The sequence below is a fragment of the Rhodococcus sp. IEGM 1379 genome (assembly GCF_030056815.1).
GTDB lineage: Bacteria > Actinomycetota > Actinomycetes > Mycobacteriales > Mycobacteriaceae > Rhodococcus_F.
Genome location: NZ_JASHKR010000007.1, coordinates 1 through 16,664, shown reverse-complemented (window position 1 = coordinate 16,664; position 16,664 = coordinate 1). Strand labels below are relative to the sequence as shown.

Sequence of the window (16,664 nt, the reverse complement as noted above, 5' to 3'; positions counted from 1 at the left end):
GCAACTAGTCGGTATCCGATAACCCGGTTACCGGCTAGTTGTTGACGTATTGTTCTCGCGTGACCCCCGAAACCCGTGTGCTGGCCAGTGATCTGTCGTTGGCTGTAGTGCGTCTCAGTCGGCACCTGCGAGGTCGAAGGGCCGATGCGCAGGTATCTCTGACGCAGCTTTCTGCTCTGGCCACTCTGAGCCAAGACGGGCCGATGACGCCCGGGGCACTTGCGGCTCGCGAGAAGGTTCAACCACCTTCGATGACCAGAGTTGTTGCATCCCTCGCCGAATTGGGGTTGGTGGAGCGTTCGTCCCACCCCACCGACGGGCGTCAGATCATCGTGACGTTGTCCGGCGCCGGCCAGGCTTTGCTGGCCGACGAGACTCATGCCCGTGAGGCCTGGATGAACGAGCAGCTTTCCGGCTTGAGCGCTGACGAACTCGCGACGCTTCGCGGAGCTGTCGGAATAATCACCGCTATGGTGAACGCGTCCGAGTAACCTCGCTGCATCATTTCGGTTCGAGATAATTACCGGAACGAACGATCGTAGGGGCAAGATGGGGTCGTGTCCCGTGATCCCGACTCCGGCATGTTTGCCGCACTCCGCAACCGAAACTATCGGCTCTGGGCGTCCGGGCAGATCGTTTCGCTTGTCGGAACGTGGATGCAACGCATCGCCCAGGACTGGCTGGTACTGACGCTGTCCGACGGCAATGCGTTGGCCGTGGGCATCGTGATGGCGTTGCAGTTCGGGCCCACCCTGTTCCTTTCGGTGTGGGGCGGCGTCCTCGCCGATCGGTACGACAAGCGTCGAATCCTCATCTTCACCCAGTGGGCGAGTGCGTTGTGCGCGCTGGTGATGGGACTGCTCGATGTGGGCGGAATCGTCGAAATGTGGCACGTCTTCGTGATTGCGTTCGCCCTCGGATGTGCCTCTGCGGTCGACGCTCCCGTGCGGCAGTCGTTCACCATCGAAATGGTGGGCAAGGAAAACCTGTCCAACGCAATTGCGTTGAACTCCATGACTTTCAATACCGCCCGCATTATCGGCCCGGCAATTGCCGGTGTGCTGATCAACGTCATCGGCACCGGGTGGGTGTTCCTGCTCAATGTTGCGACGTTTGCCGGCGTTCTCATCGCGCTCTCGCTCATGAACACCAAGGAGTTGACGCCGTCGGAACCTGCTCCCCGGGCCAAGGGACAGGTACGCGACGGATTCCGGTACGTGTGGGGTCGCAAGGATTTGCGCGTGATCATGCTGACCGTCTTCATGGTCTCGACGTTCGGACTGAACTTTCCGATCAGCCTCGCGGTGATGGCTCGAACCACATTCGATCGAGGCGCCGACGCCTACGGACTGCTCTCCACCACGCTGGCGGTCGGCACGTTGGCGGGAGCGGTGTACGCCGCGCGGCGCAAGGACCCACCACGCTTGCGCACGTTCCTCTTTGCCGCGACGGGCTTCGGCGGCTTCGAAATAGCCGTCGGTCTGATGCCGACCTATCCGTTGGTGGCATTGATGCTGATACCCGCCGGCGCACTCACATTGACCTTCAGTACGTCGGCGATGAACATCCTGCAAATGTCGGTGCCTTCGGAGATGCGAGGACGGGTCATGGGCATCTACATGCTCAGTTTCCTCGGGGGAACACCGCTCGGAAGTCCCGTACTGGGTTGGGTGGCTGACACTGTTGATCCTCGTGCACCGCTGATCGTGGGCGGAGTCATCTCACTGTTGGCGGGCGCCTTGGCCGGCGTGTATCTGTTGCGCAGCGAGCGCCTGAAATTACGACTGAAGATGCCCGACGGCGGCGGTAGGTTGCCAGTCTTCGACGTGCGACCCGCTGTTGTCTGTGATGCGGCAGAGCAAGCGGTGGAAGCTAACCGCGTGCCGTGAGCTTTTCTCGTTTGGGAAACAGCGTGTAACTCAGCGCGATGACGCCCCAGATTCCGAGGACCAGCGTCAAGTTGCTGATCCAACCTTCGAGCGCTTCGGTGCGACCGGAGTCGTCGACGAGGAAGATTGCGACGGTCAGTAGGCCGCACGAGATGGCCCAGGCCAGAGTGGCTTTTCCGAATTCTCGCCACTCTCGCAGTGCCCGCGGGGTGCCGTACTTCGGCGGCGCACCGGGCCGGGGACCGCCGGCAAATCGGTAGGAGAACTGGGCGTCGGCCCACGAGACGAGGCTGTGCCCGAACGCGACGGAGACGCCGATGTACGCGGCAGCGAGTCCGTGGCTGAAGTTCGCCTGGCCACCGCCGCGCAGATCGAGAGCTGTCGCGACCAGGAGTACAACATCGACCAGTGGCGCGCAGATCAACAGCGCAGCACCGAGCGTCGGCTTTCGGAGTAGATAGCGGGCGGCTAGTCCGGCAGCGATGAAGACCCAGAACATTATCTCGCAGGCAACGATCAGGTGGATGATCATGAGACCTCATTTCTAGTACGACTGTGTTAGTTACGGAAAACTAGCACAGTCGTGTTAGTTTTGTGAAGTGGTGAAACGAATGAGCGCTGAGATGCGGCGCGAGCAGATAGCCGAAGCCGTCTGGCGAGTCATCAGACGCGACGGGATCGCGGCCACCAGCGTTCGGACCGTCGCCGACGAGGCGGGAATGTCTACCGGTTCGCTTCGGCATTTTTTCGCGACCCAGTCCGAGCTGTTGGTTTTCGCCATGGAGTTGGTGGTCCTACGCGTCGAAAAGCGGATCGCTGCTATCGAATTCGACCCAGATATGCGGTGCGCCATCCGTCAGTTCGCGGATCAGTTCGTGCCCCTCGACGACGATCGCCGCGAGGAGATGCAGGTGTCCATTGCCTTTGCGGCCGCCGCCCAGACCGATTCTGCGTTGACCGCAGTACGTGATCGGACCGATCAAGTCTTGTTCGATCACTTCCGTCAGTTTGTCGCGGCACTGCAGAACGATGGATTCCTTCGGTCCGACGCCGTTGTGGACGTCGAGGCGATGCGTTTGCATGCCGTGGTCGACGGTCTCGCTGTGCAGGGCGTCAACGATTCACAGAGAGTGAATCCTGCCGCCATTGCGCAAGTTCTCGACGCCCATTTTGCTTCGATGTTCAGGGCGAATGGGAGCAGTGACTGACTGCCGTGCGCGATACGGCACGATAGAGCAGTGGTTCACGTTATCGATATTTCAGATCCCGCCGATCCTCGGCTGGATGACTTTCGCGATCTCAACTCTTCCGATCGCCGCCCGGACCTGCCGGAAGGCAAGGGACTGGTCATCGCCGAAGGAGTTTTTGTCACGCAGAGACTCCTCACATCCCGCTTCGAGACTCTCAGCCTGCTCGGCGTCGAGCGGCGACTCCTCGAGTTGGCCGACGATCTCGACGGCGTCGACGTGCCCTTCTATCGGACGACCGCTGAAGTCATGGCCGAAGTGGTGGGCTTCCATCTCAATCGTGGGGTGCTTGCCGCAGCCGGTCGGCCGTCGCCTTTGGCAGTCTCGGACATTTTGCAGGACGCAAAAACGGTAGCCGTTCTCGAGGGCGTCAACGACCATGAAAACCTCGGATCCATGTTCCGCAACGCCGCCGGTCTCGGTGTCGACGCGATCCTGTTCGGCAAAGGATGTGCAGATCCGCTGTACCGCCGTTCTGTTCGCGTCTCCATGGGCCATGTTCTTCGAGTGCCGTTCGCGCACGTCGAAAAGTGGCCCTACGATCTGGAAGAATTGCGCAGCAACGATTTTCAGCTCATCTCTCTGACCCCCAATCCTGAGGCCGTGACCCTGGCTCAGGCGATGACCGGAGAGAAAGTCGCGTTGCTGCTCGGTGCCGAGGGTCCGGGTTTGACCGAACATGCCATGCGCGCCACAGACATTCGCGCCAAGATTCCCATGGCGCCGGGAACCGACTCACTCAACGTCGCCACTGCTGCCGCGATGGCCTTCTATGAACGCGTCAGGACAATGCAGTAATGCCGAGCCGAACTCCCTGGGCTACCGGTGTCGTGGTTTCGATTTTCGCCGCGATGCTGTCCACAGTTGCCGTGGCCGCATTCAGCGAGGGGCTCGCCAACGTCAACGCAGTACTGGCGATCGTCGTCAACATCGTTGCCGTCGGCGGATTGGCGCCGACGGTCTGGCGGTGGCGAGCTGTTCCCGTGTGGCGGTGGGTGGTTTACGGTGCGGTAGTGGGCATTCCGTTGGGCTGGATCGCTGCGATAGCTGCCTGATCGGGTCCGGTTGTGCCCGATCGTGTCAGTGGAAACCGAAGTACCGTGCCAAGCGGCCACGCTTCTTCGGTTCTGGCGCCGAAGGTTCTGGGGCTGCCGCGTCGACAATCGGTTCCGCAGCTTCGGCAATCGGTTCCACAGTCTCGGTCTCGAGTTCTTCGATCGGGGGATGAAGTTCCTCGGTCGATTCTGGCTCTGGCGTCAGCTCCGGTGCGGGTGCGGGTGCGGGTGCGGGTGCGGGTGCGGGTTCCGGAATGGAAACCGTCTTGGGTTCAGGCTCTACCTTCGGGGCGGCAAGCTCCAACTTCACCTTCGGTGCCACAAGCTCCAACGTAACCTTCGGCGCTTCGGCCTTCTGGTGAATCTTGAAGCCCCACAACAAGATTTGTGTCTTGTCGAGGTCGTCGTCGTGAGGGGTGCCCGTGTACCGGAAGCCGAGCCACTCTGCATTGGCTGCTTCAGCGAACTGCTGGGGATGGAACGGCAAAGACTGCGGGTCGGGCAACACACCAGGGGGATAGCGCAACGGGTGCTCGCCGGCCCAGTACGGCAATTCCCAGGTTTCCGGGATGCCGATGTTCTCGACGATGTCGATCGGCAGTGCACTGAATGAACGCCGCAACTGGCCGTCTTCCCACAGTGCGAAGGAACCCTGAGCGCGGCCAGGCACAGAGCTGACCAGCAATGTGCGCGGCGCGTGGGGTGAAAGTAGCCATGTTGCAGGCAATTCCGAAGGGAGGAAGGAGCTCAGTTCGGTGCTGCAGACGACGCTGATGTTCTGGTACACCCCGATGAAGACATAGCCGGGTTGCACGGTGGCGGCCGTCGAGAGCGGATGTGGCCCGAGGGATTCGAAGTCCTTGCCGGGGTACAACCGCTTTGCCACCACGACCGCCGCGTTCTGGTCGGGCTGTGGGTACGTGCTCAGTTCGGCGCGCGCGTCACTGCTGTCGACAAACCAGATTGTTGATACCCGTGCAGCCACCGATCGCCCTTTCTCCTGTAATTAGCTGTTAAGAAGAATACGACGAATCGGCCGTCGGCTTGTCCGTCGGGGCGACGGGTTGCAGTGTCAGCGTCCGCTGCTACGTACGCCGAGGAGAACGTCGTCCCACGACGGGAGAGCAGGCTTTCCTCGCTTGTCCTTGGTGGATGGTTGCTGTGGTGCTGTCTTGGGTGTCGTCTCTGCCGCCGGTTCCGGAATTTCTTCGGAAACTACGGGTTCGGGCTCGATTTCGACTGGTGCTGAGATCTCGGCCGGAGCTGCGATTTCGGTGACCGTCGGGATTTCAGTGACAACCGCCACCTCGGCCTGGATGTCGATTTCGGTCTTGACTTCTTCGACCGGAACGATTTCGTTATCAACCCGTGACAATTCAGGCTTCTCGTCCACGACGGGTGCCAGACCACGTAGCGGGCGACCGAAATCCGGATCGATCAGATCGAATGCGGTGTCGTCGAGTGCAACGATCGTCCCGCCGTGTGCGTCCGGCTGGTAGCGCCAATGCGCAGCATTGGTGCTACGGCCGGCCTGCCACTGCAACTGGGCAACCCAGTGATTGTCTTCGTCGCGCCAGGCGTCCCACGTGGCGTCGTCGATGGTGTGTCCGCGGGCGCGAAATGCGTGAGTCACGATTTCTGCGAGCGTCGGCACAGTTGGGCCGTTATCGCGGATCGGGTGGCCGCCCTGCGCCATTTCCGCTGCACGGGAGCGTTCCAGAAGGACCGGGTAGGCGTATCGCTCGACCTTGCTGACGGGAATCCCGGCTTCTCTCGATACCTGCTCGACCGAAGCGCCGGAACGGATACGGGCCTGGATTTCCCGGGGGCGGAGTTGGCTGTCGGTCTCGATCTCGATCTGGCCCAGTCGAGCCACATCGCCCCGAGATGCTGCACGCAGTTTGTCATCGGCGGGGATGCGAAATTTCTCGCCGGTTTGGGCGTCCGCGCACACCACATGCGATCCATCGGGTTCAAGTCCGATCACTCGAAGCTCTCGCACATTGACCTCCCTTATCGCGTCGGCTCGCGACTTTGCGCCGCAATTTACTGTAATTCATTTGTGATCAGCGGTCCGGCAGGACACTCCCGAAGGGTATGCCGCTCGGATCTACGTCACACGTACAGCGGAACCGGCGTCTCCGGAAGTGCGCCGGGGTAGCGATCGACGATCTTGTTCAATTCGATCTGCAGGTACAGCGTGTTCAGCCCGAAGGCAAAGACCAGAATCCACGACAGTGTCGGAGAGCATGTCGGTGGCAGTCCCGCCGCGATCTGTGCGTCGCGGACACGTGCGCCGGCGTTGTGGAAACTGATGAGCGGTCCGATCACCGTCCAGCTGAGCAGAAGGAGGACAAGCATCGGCCCGGCGACGGGGATGTTGCGGCGATGATCGAATTCGGCCATCTCTTTGTGAATTTTGTAGTACCAGACGAATACGTAGATCCCGAGCGTGATGAGGGGCAGGCCGATCCACACTGCAAACGGGTTTCGCCGTTTCATTGCCAGTCCACTCGCGACCGGTTGTCCGTACGAGACGGAGGAATCGACGGATGCAGCATCGAATTCTGATTCGGACATGCGGTCCCCCGGTCTGATTGGCGGCAATAATCCCAGTTCAGTACAGAATTGGGATGTTAGTGCGCGTGGCAGCTGTTCAGTTCGGAATACGCCGGATTGGTCTGAAGACACTGCTGGCCCCGACTCGGAAAGAATCGGGGCCAGCAGATGGAACGAGTCGAGAATTGGCTCAGCCGAGCTGCGAGACGACCCAGTCGATGCTCTTGGTGAGCTGGGATACGTCTTCGGGATCGATAGCCGGGAACATGCCGACGCGCAGCTGGTTGCGGCCGAGCTTGCGGTACGGCTCGGTGTCGACAATTCCGTTGGCGCGCAGGATCTTTGCGACAGCAGCAGCGTCGACATTGTCGTTGAAGTCGATGGTGCCGACAACCTGCGAGCGGTGTGCCGGATCAGCGACGAACGGGGTGGCGAACTCGCTGGCCTCGGCCCAGTTGTACAGGCGCGAGGAAGAATCAGCGGTGCGCCCGGTGGCCCAGTCGAGGCCGCCGTTGCTGTTCATCCACTCGATCTGGTTGGCGAAGAGCAACAGAGTTGCCAGAGCCGGGGTGTTGTACGTCTGATCCTTGGAGCTGTTGTCCACAGCGATGGGCAGCGAGAGGAAGTCGGGGGTCCAGCGTCCCGAAGTCTTGATCTCCGCGACGCGCTCGAGAGCGGCCGGGCTCATCAGCGCGATCCACAGACCGCCGTCTGCAGCGAAGCACTTCTGCGGAGCGAAGTAGTAGACGTCCGAATCGGCAACGTTGACCGGCAGTCCGCCGGCGCCCGAGGTGGCGTCGATGGCGATGAGGGCATTCTCCGAACCCGCAGGGCGGGAGACGGGGATTGCGACACCGGTGGAGGTCTCGTTGTGTGCCCAGCCGATGAGGTCGACGGACGGGTCGGAGACCGGCACCGGTGCGCTGCCCGGATCAGCGGAAACGACGATCGGATCACCGATGAACGGGTTTGCCTTGGCAACCGAAGCGAACTTGGAGCTGAACTCACCGTTGGTCAGGTGCAGCGACTTCTCGCGGATGAGGCCGAATGCTGCCGCATCCCAGAACGCGGTGGTTCCACCGTTGCCGAGAACGACCTCGTAACCCTCGGGCAGTGAGAACAGATCGGCGAGGCCGGAACGAATGCTGGCGACAACGTTCTTGACCGGCTTCTGGCGGTGGCTGGTGCCGAACACCGAAGCGCCCACGTCGACCAGGGACTGCAGCTGCTCGGGGCGAACCTTGGAAGGACCGCAGCCGAAGCGTCCGTCAGCGGGCTTGAGATCGGCGGGGATGATCGGTGTGGAGGTCATCGCTTCTTTCTGTTCCTTCACTTATGTTCTGTACTACCGTGATTGGTGATTCGAGCAGGTGTTACGCGTGGCTGATCTGATCCCAGCCCTCGACGGACTCGGGGGATCGAGGTGCCGGACCGGTGTAGATGGCGGCCGGACGAACCAGTTTACCGAGACGCTTCTGTTCGAGGATGTGTGCACACCAACCGGCGGTGCGGCCACACGTGAACATGGCGGGCATCATGTGCGCGGGAACCTCGGCGAAGTCCAGGATGACAGCAGCCCAGAACTCGACGTTGGTCTCGATCGCACGGTCCGGACGACGTTCACGCAGTTCGGTGAGAGCGGCCTGCTCGAGAGCTGCAGCAGCTTCGTAGCGGGTGGCGTTGAGACGCTTCGCCGTGGCGCGGAGCACGCGTGCACGGGGATCTTCGGCGCGGTAAACCCGGTGCCCGAAGCCCATGAGCTTTTCCTTGCGGTCCAGGATGCCCTTGACCAGGGCACGGGCGTCGCCGGTGCGCTCGGTCTCTTCGATCATCGGGAGTACGCGTGCCGGTGCGCCGCCGTGCAGCGGGCCGGACATGGCGCCGATGGCACCGGAGAGGGAAGCCGCGACGTCAGCGCCGGTGGAGGCGATGACGCGGGCGGTGAAGGTGGACGCGTTCATGCCGTGCTCGGCAGCGGAGACCCAGTACGCGTCGATTGCCTCGACGTGGGCCGGGTTGGGCTCGCCCTGCCAGCGGACCATGAACCGCTCGGTGACGGTCTTGGCTTCGTCGATGCGCTTCTGCGGAACTGCGGGCTGGTAGATGCCGCGCGCCGACTGTGCGACGTACGACAGTGCCATGACGGATGCGCGTGCGAGCTGGTCGCGGGCAGTCTCGTCGTCGATGTCCAGTAGCGGTGCGTAGCCCCAGATGGGAGCCAGCATCGCGAGTCCGGCCTGGACGTCGACACGGACGTCACCGGTGTGGATGGGGAGGGGGAACGGCTCGGCGGGCGGCAAGCCTGCGCCGAAGCGTCCGTCCACGAGCAGTGCCCATACATTGCCGAAGGTAACCTTCTGGCCGACCAGATCTTCGATGTCGACGCCGCGGTAGCGCAGTGCGCCGCCGTCTTTGTCGGGCTCGGCGATGTCACTGGTGAAGGCGACTACGCCTTCGAGTCCGCTGACGAAATCGTCGGGTATTCCTGCGCTCACTGCCATTCTCGTGGACTCTCCTCGTTCGAGTGCGCCCGGTCAGAGTCGCACTGCCTCAGCCTTCAGCGATTGCGCGTCAAGTGCTTGCGGGATGAGCACGCACTTCAAGTTGTCTTGCGCAATCTTCTCGTCCCGATTCGGCTGCGGTCGCTGATGCGGCCTGCGATTCGAATCGGGTCTAGCCACGGCAAACTTTAGCGGGTGCCGCACGGCCGGTGACCGGTGAGTACCCGGGAGTAGCGTTCTGGGCTGTGTCGAAGGAACGTCAGGACCCGGTGGTAGTGAACAATGAACTGGCTGCGATGCGGGTGGGGTATCCGCATCCTGGCAGTGAATCAGGGGCTGTGCACGACCGGATGAGCGTCGAATTGGATGTGAGTCAGGTCGAGAACGGCTGGCTGCCGCTCATGCGTCAGTGGCTGCAGGACGCCGTCGAGGCCGAGGCACCCGAACCGAACGCGATGACACTGTCCACTCTCGACGAGCACGGGCACCCGACGTCCCGGACGGTCCTCTGTAAGGGCTTGTCCGAAGCCGGGGTTCTGTTCTTCACCAACTATCGCTCCGACAAAGCGCGTCAACTGGACGCCAATCCCTTCGCGTCGGTGAATTTCACCTGGCTGACGCTCGCCCGGCAGGTCATCGTGCGAGGCGCAGCCGAGCATGTGAGTGAGCAAGTGACACAAGAGTATTGGCGTACCCGGCCGCGGGGGTCTCAGCTCGGGGCCTGGGCGTCGTCGCAATCACAACCCGTCGAATCGCGGGCCGCGTTGGACGAACAACTCCGTGAAGTCGCTGCGCGCTTCGGCGTCGACGGCGAGATTCCGGTGCCGCCGTACTGGGGCGGGATCCTGATCCGCCCCGAGATCGTCGAATTCTGGCAGGGCCGCGCCAACCGGATGCACAATCGGGTCCGAACTGCCGTCGTCGACGGTCAGTGGTCCGCAGTTCGTCTCCAACCGTGAAGAGTGTTCTCGCGGACACGACTCCGCTCGAGAATCCTGATTACCGACGGTTGTGGACCGCCGGAATCGTCACGGTAATCGGCGCCCAACTCAGTGTGGTCGCAGTCCCGCAGCAGGTGTACGTCATCACCGGCAGTTCCGGCTATGTGGGTTTAACGGGAATTTTCGGCCTTGTGCCGCTGATCATTTTCGGGTTGTGGGGCGGCGCGCTCGCCGACGTGATGGATCGCCGACGGCTGTTGATGATCAGCTCGATCGGCCTTGGTGTCACGTCTTTGCTGTTCTGGATCCAGGCAGCGATGAACGTGAACAACGCCTGGCTTGTTCTCACACTGTTCGCGGTGCAACAGGCATTCTTCGCGGTCAACCAGCCGACCCGGGCCGCGATCATTCCGCGGTTGATTCCGGGAGCGCAGTTGCCGGCCGCGAACTCACTGAACATGACGGTGGTGCAGTTCGGTGCGATCGTCGGGCCACTGCTCGGCGGAGTCCTGATTTATCTGGTCGGATTGTCGCTGCTGTATTTGCTGGACACGATCTTTCTGCTGGCAACCCTGTGGGCCGTGTGGAAGCTCCCGGCGATACCACCGACCGGAACGTCGAGACGTGCAGGTATTGGCGAAGTCCTCAGCGGGTTTTCCTATCTCGCGACGCAGAAGGTACTGCTCGCGTCCTTTGTCGTCGACATCATCGCGATGGTGTTCGGCATGTCCCGGGCGCTGTTCCCGGAGATTGCGCATGAGACCTTCGGTGGTCCACCCCAGGGCGGCTTTGCGTTGGGCTTGTTGTTCGCGGCGATGTCGGCGGGTGCCGTACTCGGCGGCGTCTTTTCCGGGTGGTTGCCGCGAGTTCAATACCAGGGCAAGGCAATTCTGATCTGCATCGTCTTGTGGGGAGTGTCGATGATCGGATTCGGCGTGGCCGTGTACTTCGCGAGTCCGAGCTCCAGCGTGATTTATCTGTGGGCAGCGGTGGGGTTCCTGGCATTCGGCGGTGCCGTCGACATGGTGTCGGCAGCCTTCCGAAGCACGATGCTCCAACAAGTCGCGACGGACGACATGCGCGGACGGCTCCAGGGCGTCTTCATCGTCGTCGTGGCGGGTGGCCCGCGTATCGGTGACGTCCTGCACGGCGGCGCGGCGTTCCTGTTCGGAACGGGGGTGGCGGCGGCCGGCGGTGGTGTTCTGGTGGTCGTCGGGGTCGTCGTGGCGGCAATCGCCTTCCCGACGTTCGTTCGGTACAAGGTGGGACGCGCCGCCTGACGTCCTGGTTTGCGGACGGTTCGTGGTGGAAACTTAAGTTCATGACGCAACCGCACAGCACGGGTAGAGGTGGGTTCGAGATCCGTGGTGGCAGCTATCGGGCCGAGATCGCGGCGGCGGGAGCCGGATTGCGATTGCTCGATCACGAGGGTCCGTCGGGGCGTCGTGCGCTCACCGAAACCTGGGAGCTGGGTTCGAAACCGCCGTTGTCCGCCGGACTGGTGCTGGCGCCCTGGCCCAATCGGATCCGTGACGGCCATTTCATGTTCGACGGCATCGAACATCAGCTCGAGATCACCGAACCGGCTTTGGGGAATGCCAGTCACGGGTTCGTTCGTCGACGCAATTGGAGTCTCGTCAACCACACGTACAGTCGCGTCGAATTGTCCGTCGACGTGGGATTACACAAGGGTTGGCCGTACCCGTTGCAGTTGACGATCGTCTACGCGGTGGACGAGAACGGCTTGACCGTGACGCACACTGCGACCAACAAAGGTGCGACGCCGTCGCCGTTCGGGCTCGGAATGCACACCTTCATCCGGGCCGGCGATTTTCCGCTCGACGAATGTTCTCTTCATCTGGCTGCGGGGACACGACTGCCGATCGATCCGCAGCGGTTGCTGCCCAGCGCGTATTCGCAGCCTGTTGCGGGCACGGATTTCGATTTCCGGACGCCGCGTTCGCTCGAAGGTGTGCAGCTGGATACGCCATACAGCGCGTTGGACGTCGTCGACGGCAGCGGACGCACGCAGCACGAGTTGCTCGCGCCCGACGGCACCGGTACGGCACTGTGGACGACGCGTGAGTTCCCCTGGATTCAGGCCTTCATCGCAGATCCCGCAAACGACAAGGGGTATCCGGATCGCGGACGAGCGTTGGCCCTGGAGCCGATGACGTGCCCGCCCGACGCCTTCAATTCGGGAATCGACATGTTGGTTCTCGGGCCGGGGAAGACGTGGACGGGTATGTGGGGGATCTACGCGTTGTGAGCCCCATCCCAAATGCTGGGAGCGCGTAACGAAGCTGTGGACGGCCCCGATGGAGGTCACTTGTTGAACCTGGTTCTGCTGTGAGGCGGGTTTTATGGCGGGTCGATGTGGTGTGAAACGACAACCCTTCAGCAAACAAGCAGTTCACGGTAGGTTCGGGGGTGTGAACATCGGATCGTGCACGTCCGCGGCCAAGGCAGTGAAACATGTTTCAGTTTCGGGAGATGTGTCTAACTCCTAGCGGGCTGAAATCCTTCGAGGAGCTACCCTCCCTCGGCATGTTTTGTTCGGTGCGACTAGTTTCTAGTTGAATCGTATGAAGTTACTCGTTGGTTTGAGCTTGAGAGGGATCCTTCGTGCCCGCTGACAATGACACAAAGCCCACGCTTACTTACCCCGGTGGTGAGCACACGATGTCCATTGCCAGGGCAACCGAGGGCAATGACGGCATCGAACTGGGAAAGCTGCTGGCCAATACGGGGTACACCACCCTTGACCCCGGCTTTGTGAACACTGCATCCACCAGTTCCGCAATCACCTACATCGACGGCGAGAAGGGCATCCTGCGTTACCGCGGATACCCCATCGAGCAGTTGGCCGGTAAGTCGACGTTCATGGAGGTCAGCTACCTGCTGATCTACGGTGAGCTTCCTACCGAGGTCCAGCTCGAGTCCTTCACGGACCGCATCCGTCGCCACACACTCCTGCACGAAGACCTCAAGCGGTTCTTCGACGGCTTCCCGCGCAACGCACACCCGATGCCGGTTCTGTCCTCTGCAGTCAATGCGCTCTCGGCGTACTACCAGGATTCTCTGGATCCCGAGGATCCGGAGCAGGTGGAGCTTTCCACCATCCGTCTTCTCGCGAAGCTGCCGACCATCGCGGCGTACGCATACAAGAAGTCCGTCGGACAGCCGTTCCTCTACCCGGACAACTCGTTGAGCCTGGTCGAGAACTTCATGCGCATGACGTTCGGCTTCCCGGCCGAGCCGTACCAGGGTGATCCCGAGGTCGCCAAGGCACTCGACATGCTGCTGATCCTGCACGCGGACCACGAGCAGAACTGCTCCACCTCCACCGTGCGCATGGTCGGTTCCTCCGACGCCAACATGTTCACGTCGGTCTCTGCCGGTATCAACGCACTCTGGGGCCCGCTGCACGGCGGCGCAAACCAGGCCGTGCTCGAGATGCTCGACGAGATCAAGGCCAACGGAAGCACCGCAGCCGAGTTCGTCCGCAAGGTCAAGAACAAGGAAGACGGCGTGAAGCTCATGGGCTTCGGGCATCGCGTCTACCGCAACTACGACCCGCGCGCCGCGCTGGTCCGCGAGACCGCGCACAACATCCTCGGCAAGCTCGGCGGCGACGACGAATTGCTCAACATCGCAATGCAACTCGAAGAAGCGGCTCTCACCGACGACTACTTCATCGAGCGCAAGCTGTACCCGAACGTGGACTTCTACACAGGTCTGATCTACCGCGCGATGGGCTTCCCGCCGCGCATGTTCACCGTGCTCTTCGCCATGGGCCGTCTGCCCGGGTGGATCGCACACTGGCGTGAAATGCACGAGGATCCGGCCACCAAGATCGGCCGCCCCCGTCAGATTTACACCGGCTACACCGAGCGCGACTATCGGGATATGACTTCCCGCTAGTTTTCGCCCACCAAACAATTCGCCTCGACACCCGGACCCGTCCGGATCGTAGTTCAGGAGGACATCATGAGTAGCAAGCCCGTAATCGAATTCCAGGAAGGCCCCGCGCCGACCGATCTGGTCATCAAGGATCTGGTTGTCGGAGAAGGCGCCGAAGCCGTTCCCGGCGGAACCGTCGACGTTCACTACGTCGGTGTCGAGTTCGAATCCGGCGAAGAGTTCGACTCCTCCTGGAGCCGTGGCGAGTCCATCCAGTTCCCGCTCCGCGGCCTGATCAAGGGCTGGCAGGACGGCATCCCCGGTATGAAGGTCGGCGGACGCCGTCAGCTCACCATCCCGCCGGAGTTGGCCTACGGCCCGGCCGGTGCCGGACACCAGCTTTCCGGCAAGACCTTGGTCTTCGTGATCGATCTGCTCGACGCCAAGTAATTTACTGCGCGCCGTTATTACTCGCTCGCGATTGATTGAAGGCGCACAGCATGAGAGCCCCGCACCGAATGGTGTGGGGCTCTCCTTGTTGCGTCAGCGCGTCGTCTTTCGTCGGTAGAGCCAGTTCGACCCCCCCGAATCCCAGCGTCGACGGTATCGGCCAATTCGTCTTCCTTGTCAAGGTATTGGGTGGGTGAGGAAGATCGTGACATCGAGAAGCGGGTGCAGCGGTCAGGACACCAGTGCGGTGGCACTGACGTCGTCGATGATCAGGTCGGTGATCAGTCCGCCCCGTAGTGCTCCCTCCAGTGCGGGAAGTTTTGCTGTTCCGGCGACGATGCACACGCGCCTGGCTACCTTCTCGAAAAGGTCCAGTCGCGGACCACTCGCGCGTTCGTTGAGTTCGATGCCGCGATAGCTCCCGTCGGAACGGAAGAAGACGGTTGCGATGTCCCCGACCACTCCGTCACGTCGAAGTGCTTCGGCTTCATCGGGTTCGAGGTACCCAGCGGTGTAGACATGACTCGGTACGTTGCCACCCGGGACACCGATACTGAAGACCGCCAGGTCCATTCGCTTCTGCATGTCCAGTACTCGCTTGATGCTGCGTTCGCGCCACAACTGCTCCCGGGTATCCGGGTAGTCGAAGAATGCGGGTACCGGAAAGCCTTGTGGCAGAGCGCTGTACGCGTCTGCGATGGTCTTGATGATATCGCTGGCGTAGGAGATTCCCGTGGTACGAGTATTTGCCGCACCGTTGAGTTGTACGACGTAGGAGTTGTACGTGCGTTTGGGGGCGAGGTGCTTGCTGACCTCGCTGAGAGTGGTTCCCCAGGCGATCCCCATCACCATGTCGCTGTCGAAGAACGATGCCAACAGGCGGCCCGCAAAAGTTGCGACCTTCTCGAGACGTTCGAGATCTCCCACCAGTTCCGGCACGGTCACCACGTGTGCGCGCACTCGGTACCGTTCCGCGAATTCGCGTTCGATGCGAGGCGCCTGGCCATGCGGGGTGCTGATCTTGATCTCGACGAGTCCCGAAGTGCGCGCATAGGTGATCAGCCTGGAGACGGTAGATCGGGACACTCCCATGTCGCGGCCGATTGCGGCCATCGTCTGATCCTGGAAGTAGTAGAGACGTGCGGCTTGAACGGCGTCGGCGATACGTTGGTCCGCCGGATCGGAGGTTGGGGGGTCGGAAGTGGGAGTTTCCATGGTCTCGTCCTGTCTGCACGTACGTGCAAGAGCGCTGAACCGAATCTTATCGGGTTTGGCCCAGGCGGAGTCGCTCATCACGGAAAGCTCCGGGAGTGTGTCTGTTACCCGCGTTACGGTGCGTAAATCTGGAAGCTGCACATATGTGCAGATGCTATGCGTAAATGTGCAAATATCCTTACGCTACGGGTGTGGCAATTCAAACTATGAGATGAATCACAAAAAGGCTGGGGTGGGGATGGAGAAAGCCAAGCGATTGGGGCTTCCGGGAGAATTGGCGGCCGAGTTCGCGGGAACGATGATTTTGATCCTGTTCGGCGTCGGAGTCGTGGCGCAGGTGGTGTCCGGCGGGAGCGCCGGAAGTCTCGGTGGACACGACAGCATTGCGTGGGCCTGGGGACTTGGTGTGATGTTCGGTATCTATGTCGCCGGCCGGGCGACGGGTGCTCATCTGAATCCGGCAGTCACGTTCGCATTCGCGATTTTCCGGGACTTCTCTTGGCGCAAAGTGCTGCCGTACACGCTGGCGCAGACTGCGGGTGCCTTCGTCGCGGCGTTGATCGTTCGATGGAATTACAACGACATGCTCAATGCCATCGATCCCGAACACACCACGGCCACTCAGACAATCTTCTCGACGATGCCCGGAAACGGGACGCTCCCGGTCAGTCTCGGCTCGGCACTCATCGATCAGATCATCGGCACGGCGATCCTACTGTTCCTCATCGTTGCCGTGACGGATTCTCGCGGCACTCCGCCGCTCGCAAATCTCGCGCCGTTCGTAGTCGGATTGATCGTGGTGGCAATCGGATTCGCTTGGGCGACCAATGCGGGCTATGCCATTAACCCCAATACCGTTCAGTTAGTGGCTAGAATGGTGAATACCGGTGAATGAGTGGGCTGC

Annotated in this window: 17 protein-coding genes and 1 pseudogene; 11 read left to right on the top strand and 7 right to left on the bottom strand. The window is 61.5% G+C overall.

Annotated elements, in window-relative coordinates; translation table 11 throughout:
- Positions 1-59: 59 nt before the first annotated feature.
- Positions 60-491, top strand: coding sequence for an Rv0880 family HTH-type transcriptional regulator (locus tag QM600_RS06330; protein ID WP_283260617.1), 432 nt, complete (start codon positions 60-62; stop codon positions 489-491).
- Positions 492-581: 90 nt separating this feature from the next.
- Entirely contained in the window at positions 582-1,889 is a 1,308-nt protein-coding gene (locus QM600_RS06325; RefSeq protein WP_283260752.1) for an MFS transporter, read from the top strand.
- Here the strand turns inward: QM600_RS06325 and QM600_RS06320 are convergent.
- Complete coding sequence (locus QM600_RS06320) at positions 1,873-2,421, bottom strand: hypothetical protein (RefSeq protein ID WP_283260616.1); 549 nt, start codon at positions 2,419-2,421, stop codon at positions 1,873-1,875. The genes QM600_RS06325 and QM600_RS06320 overlap by 17 nt on opposite strands.
- Positions 2,422-2,500: 79 nt before the next feature.
- Here QM600_RS06320 and QM600_RS06315 point away from each other — a divergent pair, with 79 nt between their 5' ends.
- The 3 genes from QM600_RS06315 to QM600_RS06305 are packed head-to-tail and all read left to right on the top strand — an operon-like array spanning position 2,501 to position 4,191.
- Positions 2,501-3,097, top strand: coding sequence for a TetR/AcrR family transcriptional regulator (locus QM600_RS06315; protein ID WP_283260615.1), 597 nt, complete (start codon positions 2,501-2,503; stop codon positions 3,095-3,097).
- Between the two features lie 30 nt (positions 3,098-3,127).
- A complete protein-coding gene (locus tag QM600_RS06310) occupies positions 3,128-3,934 on the top strand; it encodes a TrmH family RNA methyltransferase (RefSeq protein WP_283260614.1) in 807 nt (268 codons plus the stop codon).
- On the top strand, positions 3,934-4,191 hold the full coding sequence (locus QM600_RS06305; RefSeq protein ID WP_283260613.1) for a DUF2537 domain-containing protein: 258 nt from the start codon (positions 3,934-3,936) through the stop codon (positions 4,189-4,191). Before QM600_RS06310 ends, QM600_RS06305 begins: the two co-directional genes overlap by 1 nt.
- 25 nt (positions 4,192-4,216) lie before the next feature.
- Here the strand turns inward: QM600_RS06305 and QM600_RS06300 are convergent, their stop codons facing one another.
- From QM600_RS06300 to QM600_RS06280, 5 genes are all read right to left on the bottom strand, one after another.
- Entirely contained in the window at positions 4,217-5,176 is a 960-nt protein-coding gene (locus QM600_RS06300) for a DUF6928 family protein (protein WP_283260612.1), read from the bottom strand.
- Positions 5,177-5,263: 87 nt separating this feature from the next.
- Complete coding sequence (sepH, locus tag QM600_RS06295; protein ID WP_283260611.1) at positions 5,264-6,193, bottom strand: septation protein SepH; 930 nt, start codon at positions 6,191-6,193, stop codon at positions 5,264-5,266.
- A gap of 113 nt (positions 6,194-6,306) precedes the next feature.
- A complete protein-coding gene (locus QM600_RS06290; RefSeq protein WP_283260610.1) occupies positions 6,307-6,771 on the bottom strand; it encodes a DUF4234 domain-containing protein in 465 nt (154 codons plus the stop codon).
- 169 nt (positions 6,772-6,940) lie between these two features.
- Positions 6,941-8,062 (bottom strand): phosphoserine transaminase, encoded by a 1,122-nt coding sequence (gene serC, locus QM600_RS06285; RefSeq protein ID WP_283260751.1) that lies wholly within the window; start codon positions 8,060-8,062, stop codon positions 6,941-6,943.
- Between the two features lie 61 nt (positions 8,063-8,123).
- A complete protein-coding gene (locus tag QM600_RS06280; RefSeq protein ID WP_283260609.1) occupies positions 8,124-9,251 on the bottom strand; it encodes a citrate synthase 2 in 1,128 nt (375 codons plus the stop codon).
- Positions 9,252-9,496: 245 nt separating this feature from the next.
- On the opposite strand from QM600_RS06280, the gene pdxH reads away from it, so the two are divergent.
- The 5 genes from pdxH (at position 9,497) to QM600_RS06255 (ending at position 14,545) form a co-directional block, all read left to right on the top strand.
- Complete coding sequence (gene pdxH / locus QM600_RS06275) at positions 9,497-10,210, top strand: pyridoxamine 5'-phosphate oxidase (protein ID WP_283260750.1); 714 nt, start codon at positions 9,497-9,499, stop codon at positions 10,208-10,210.
- On the top strand, positions 10,207-11,472 hold the full coding sequence (locus QM600_RS06270) for an MFS transporter (RefSeq protein WP_283260608.1): 1,266 nt from the start codon (positions 10,207-10,209) through the stop codon (positions 11,470-11,472). Before pdxH ends, QM600_RS06270 begins: the two co-directional genes overlap by 4 nt.
- 41 nt (positions 11,473-11,513) lie before the next feature.
- Positions 11,514-12,461, top strand: coding sequence for an aldose 1-epimerase family protein (locus tag QM600_RS06265; protein ID WP_283260607.1), 948 nt, complete (start codon positions 11,514-11,516; stop codon positions 12,459-12,461).
- Between the two features lie 356 nt (positions 12,462-12,817).
- The gene (locus QM600_RS06260; RefSeq protein WP_283260606.1) at positions 12,818-14,116 is read left to right on the top strand and encodes a citrate synthase; all 1,299 of its coding nucleotides are present in this window, start codon (positions 12,818-12,820) and stop codon (positions 14,114-14,116) included.
- Between the two features lie 66 nt (positions 14,117-14,182).
- Positions 14,183-14,545, top strand: a complete 363-nt coding sequence (locus QM600_RS06255; RefSeq protein ID WP_003940440.1) for an FKBP-type peptidyl-prolyl cis-trans isomerase — start codon at positions 14,183-14,185, stop codon at positions 14,543-14,545.
- A gap of 231 nt (positions 14,546-14,776) precedes the next feature.
- Here the strand turns inward: QM600_RS06255 and QM600_RS06250 are convergent, their stop codons facing one another.
- On the bottom strand, positions 14,777-15,760 hold the full coding sequence (locus QM600_RS06250) for a sugar-binding transcriptional regulator (RefSeq protein WP_283260605.1): 984 nt from the start codon (positions 15,758-15,760) through the stop codon (positions 14,777-14,779).
- A 238-nt stretch (positions 15,761-15,998) separates the two neighbouring features.
- Here QM600_RS06250 and QM600_RS06245 point away from each other — a divergent pair.
- Positions 15,999-16,610: pseudogene (locus tag QM600_RS06245) on the top strand (MIP/aquaporin family protein); the annotation flags it as partial.
- Positions 16,611-16,664: the final 54 nt, after the last annotated feature.

What these genes read in the sequence shown, in the direction of transcription:
- QM600_RS06325 (WP_283260752.1), top strand. Translation starts at nt 582, where the DNA reads ATGTTTGCCGCACTCCGCAACCGAAACTATCGGCTCTGGGCGTCCGGG.
- QM600_RS06320 (WP_283260616.1), bottom strand. Translation starts at nt 2,421, where the DNA reads ATGATCATCCACCTGATCGTTGCCTGCGAGATAATGTTCTGGGTCTTC.
- QM600_RS06315 (WP_283260615.1), top strand. Translation starts at nt 2,501, where the DNA reads ATGAGCGCTGAGATGCGGCGCGAGCAGATAGCCGAAGCCGTCTGGCGA.
- QM600_RS06305 (WP_283260613.1), top strand. Translation starts at nt 3,934, where the DNA reads ATGCCGAGCCGAACTCCCTGGGCTACCGGTGTCGTGGTTTCGATTTTC.
- QM600_RS06290 (WP_283260610.1), bottom strand. Translation starts at nt 6,771, where the DNA reads ATGTCCGAATCAGAATTCGATGCTGCATCCGTCGATTCCTCCGTCTCG.
- serC (WP_283260751.1), bottom strand. Translation starts at nt 8,062, where the DNA reads ATGACCTCCACACCGATCATCCCCGCCGATCTCAAGCCCGCTGACGGA.
- QM600_RS06280 (WP_283260609.1), bottom strand. Translation starts at nt 9,251, where the DNA reads ATGGCAGTGAGCGCAGGAATACCCGACGATTTCGTCAGCGGACTCGAA.
- QM600_RS06265 (WP_283260607.1), top strand. Translation starts at nt 11,514, where the DNA reads ATGACGCAACCGCACAGCACGGGTAGAGGTGGGTTCGAGATCCGTGGT.
- QM600_RS06255 (WP_003940440.1), top strand. Translation starts at nt 14,183, where the DNA reads ATGAGTAGCAAGCCCGTAATCGAATTCCAGGAAGGCCCCGCGCCGACC.
- QM600_RS06250 (WP_283260605.1), bottom strand. Translation starts at nt 15,760, where the DNA reads ATGGAAACTCCCACTTCCGACCCCCCAACCTCCGATCCGGCGGACCAA.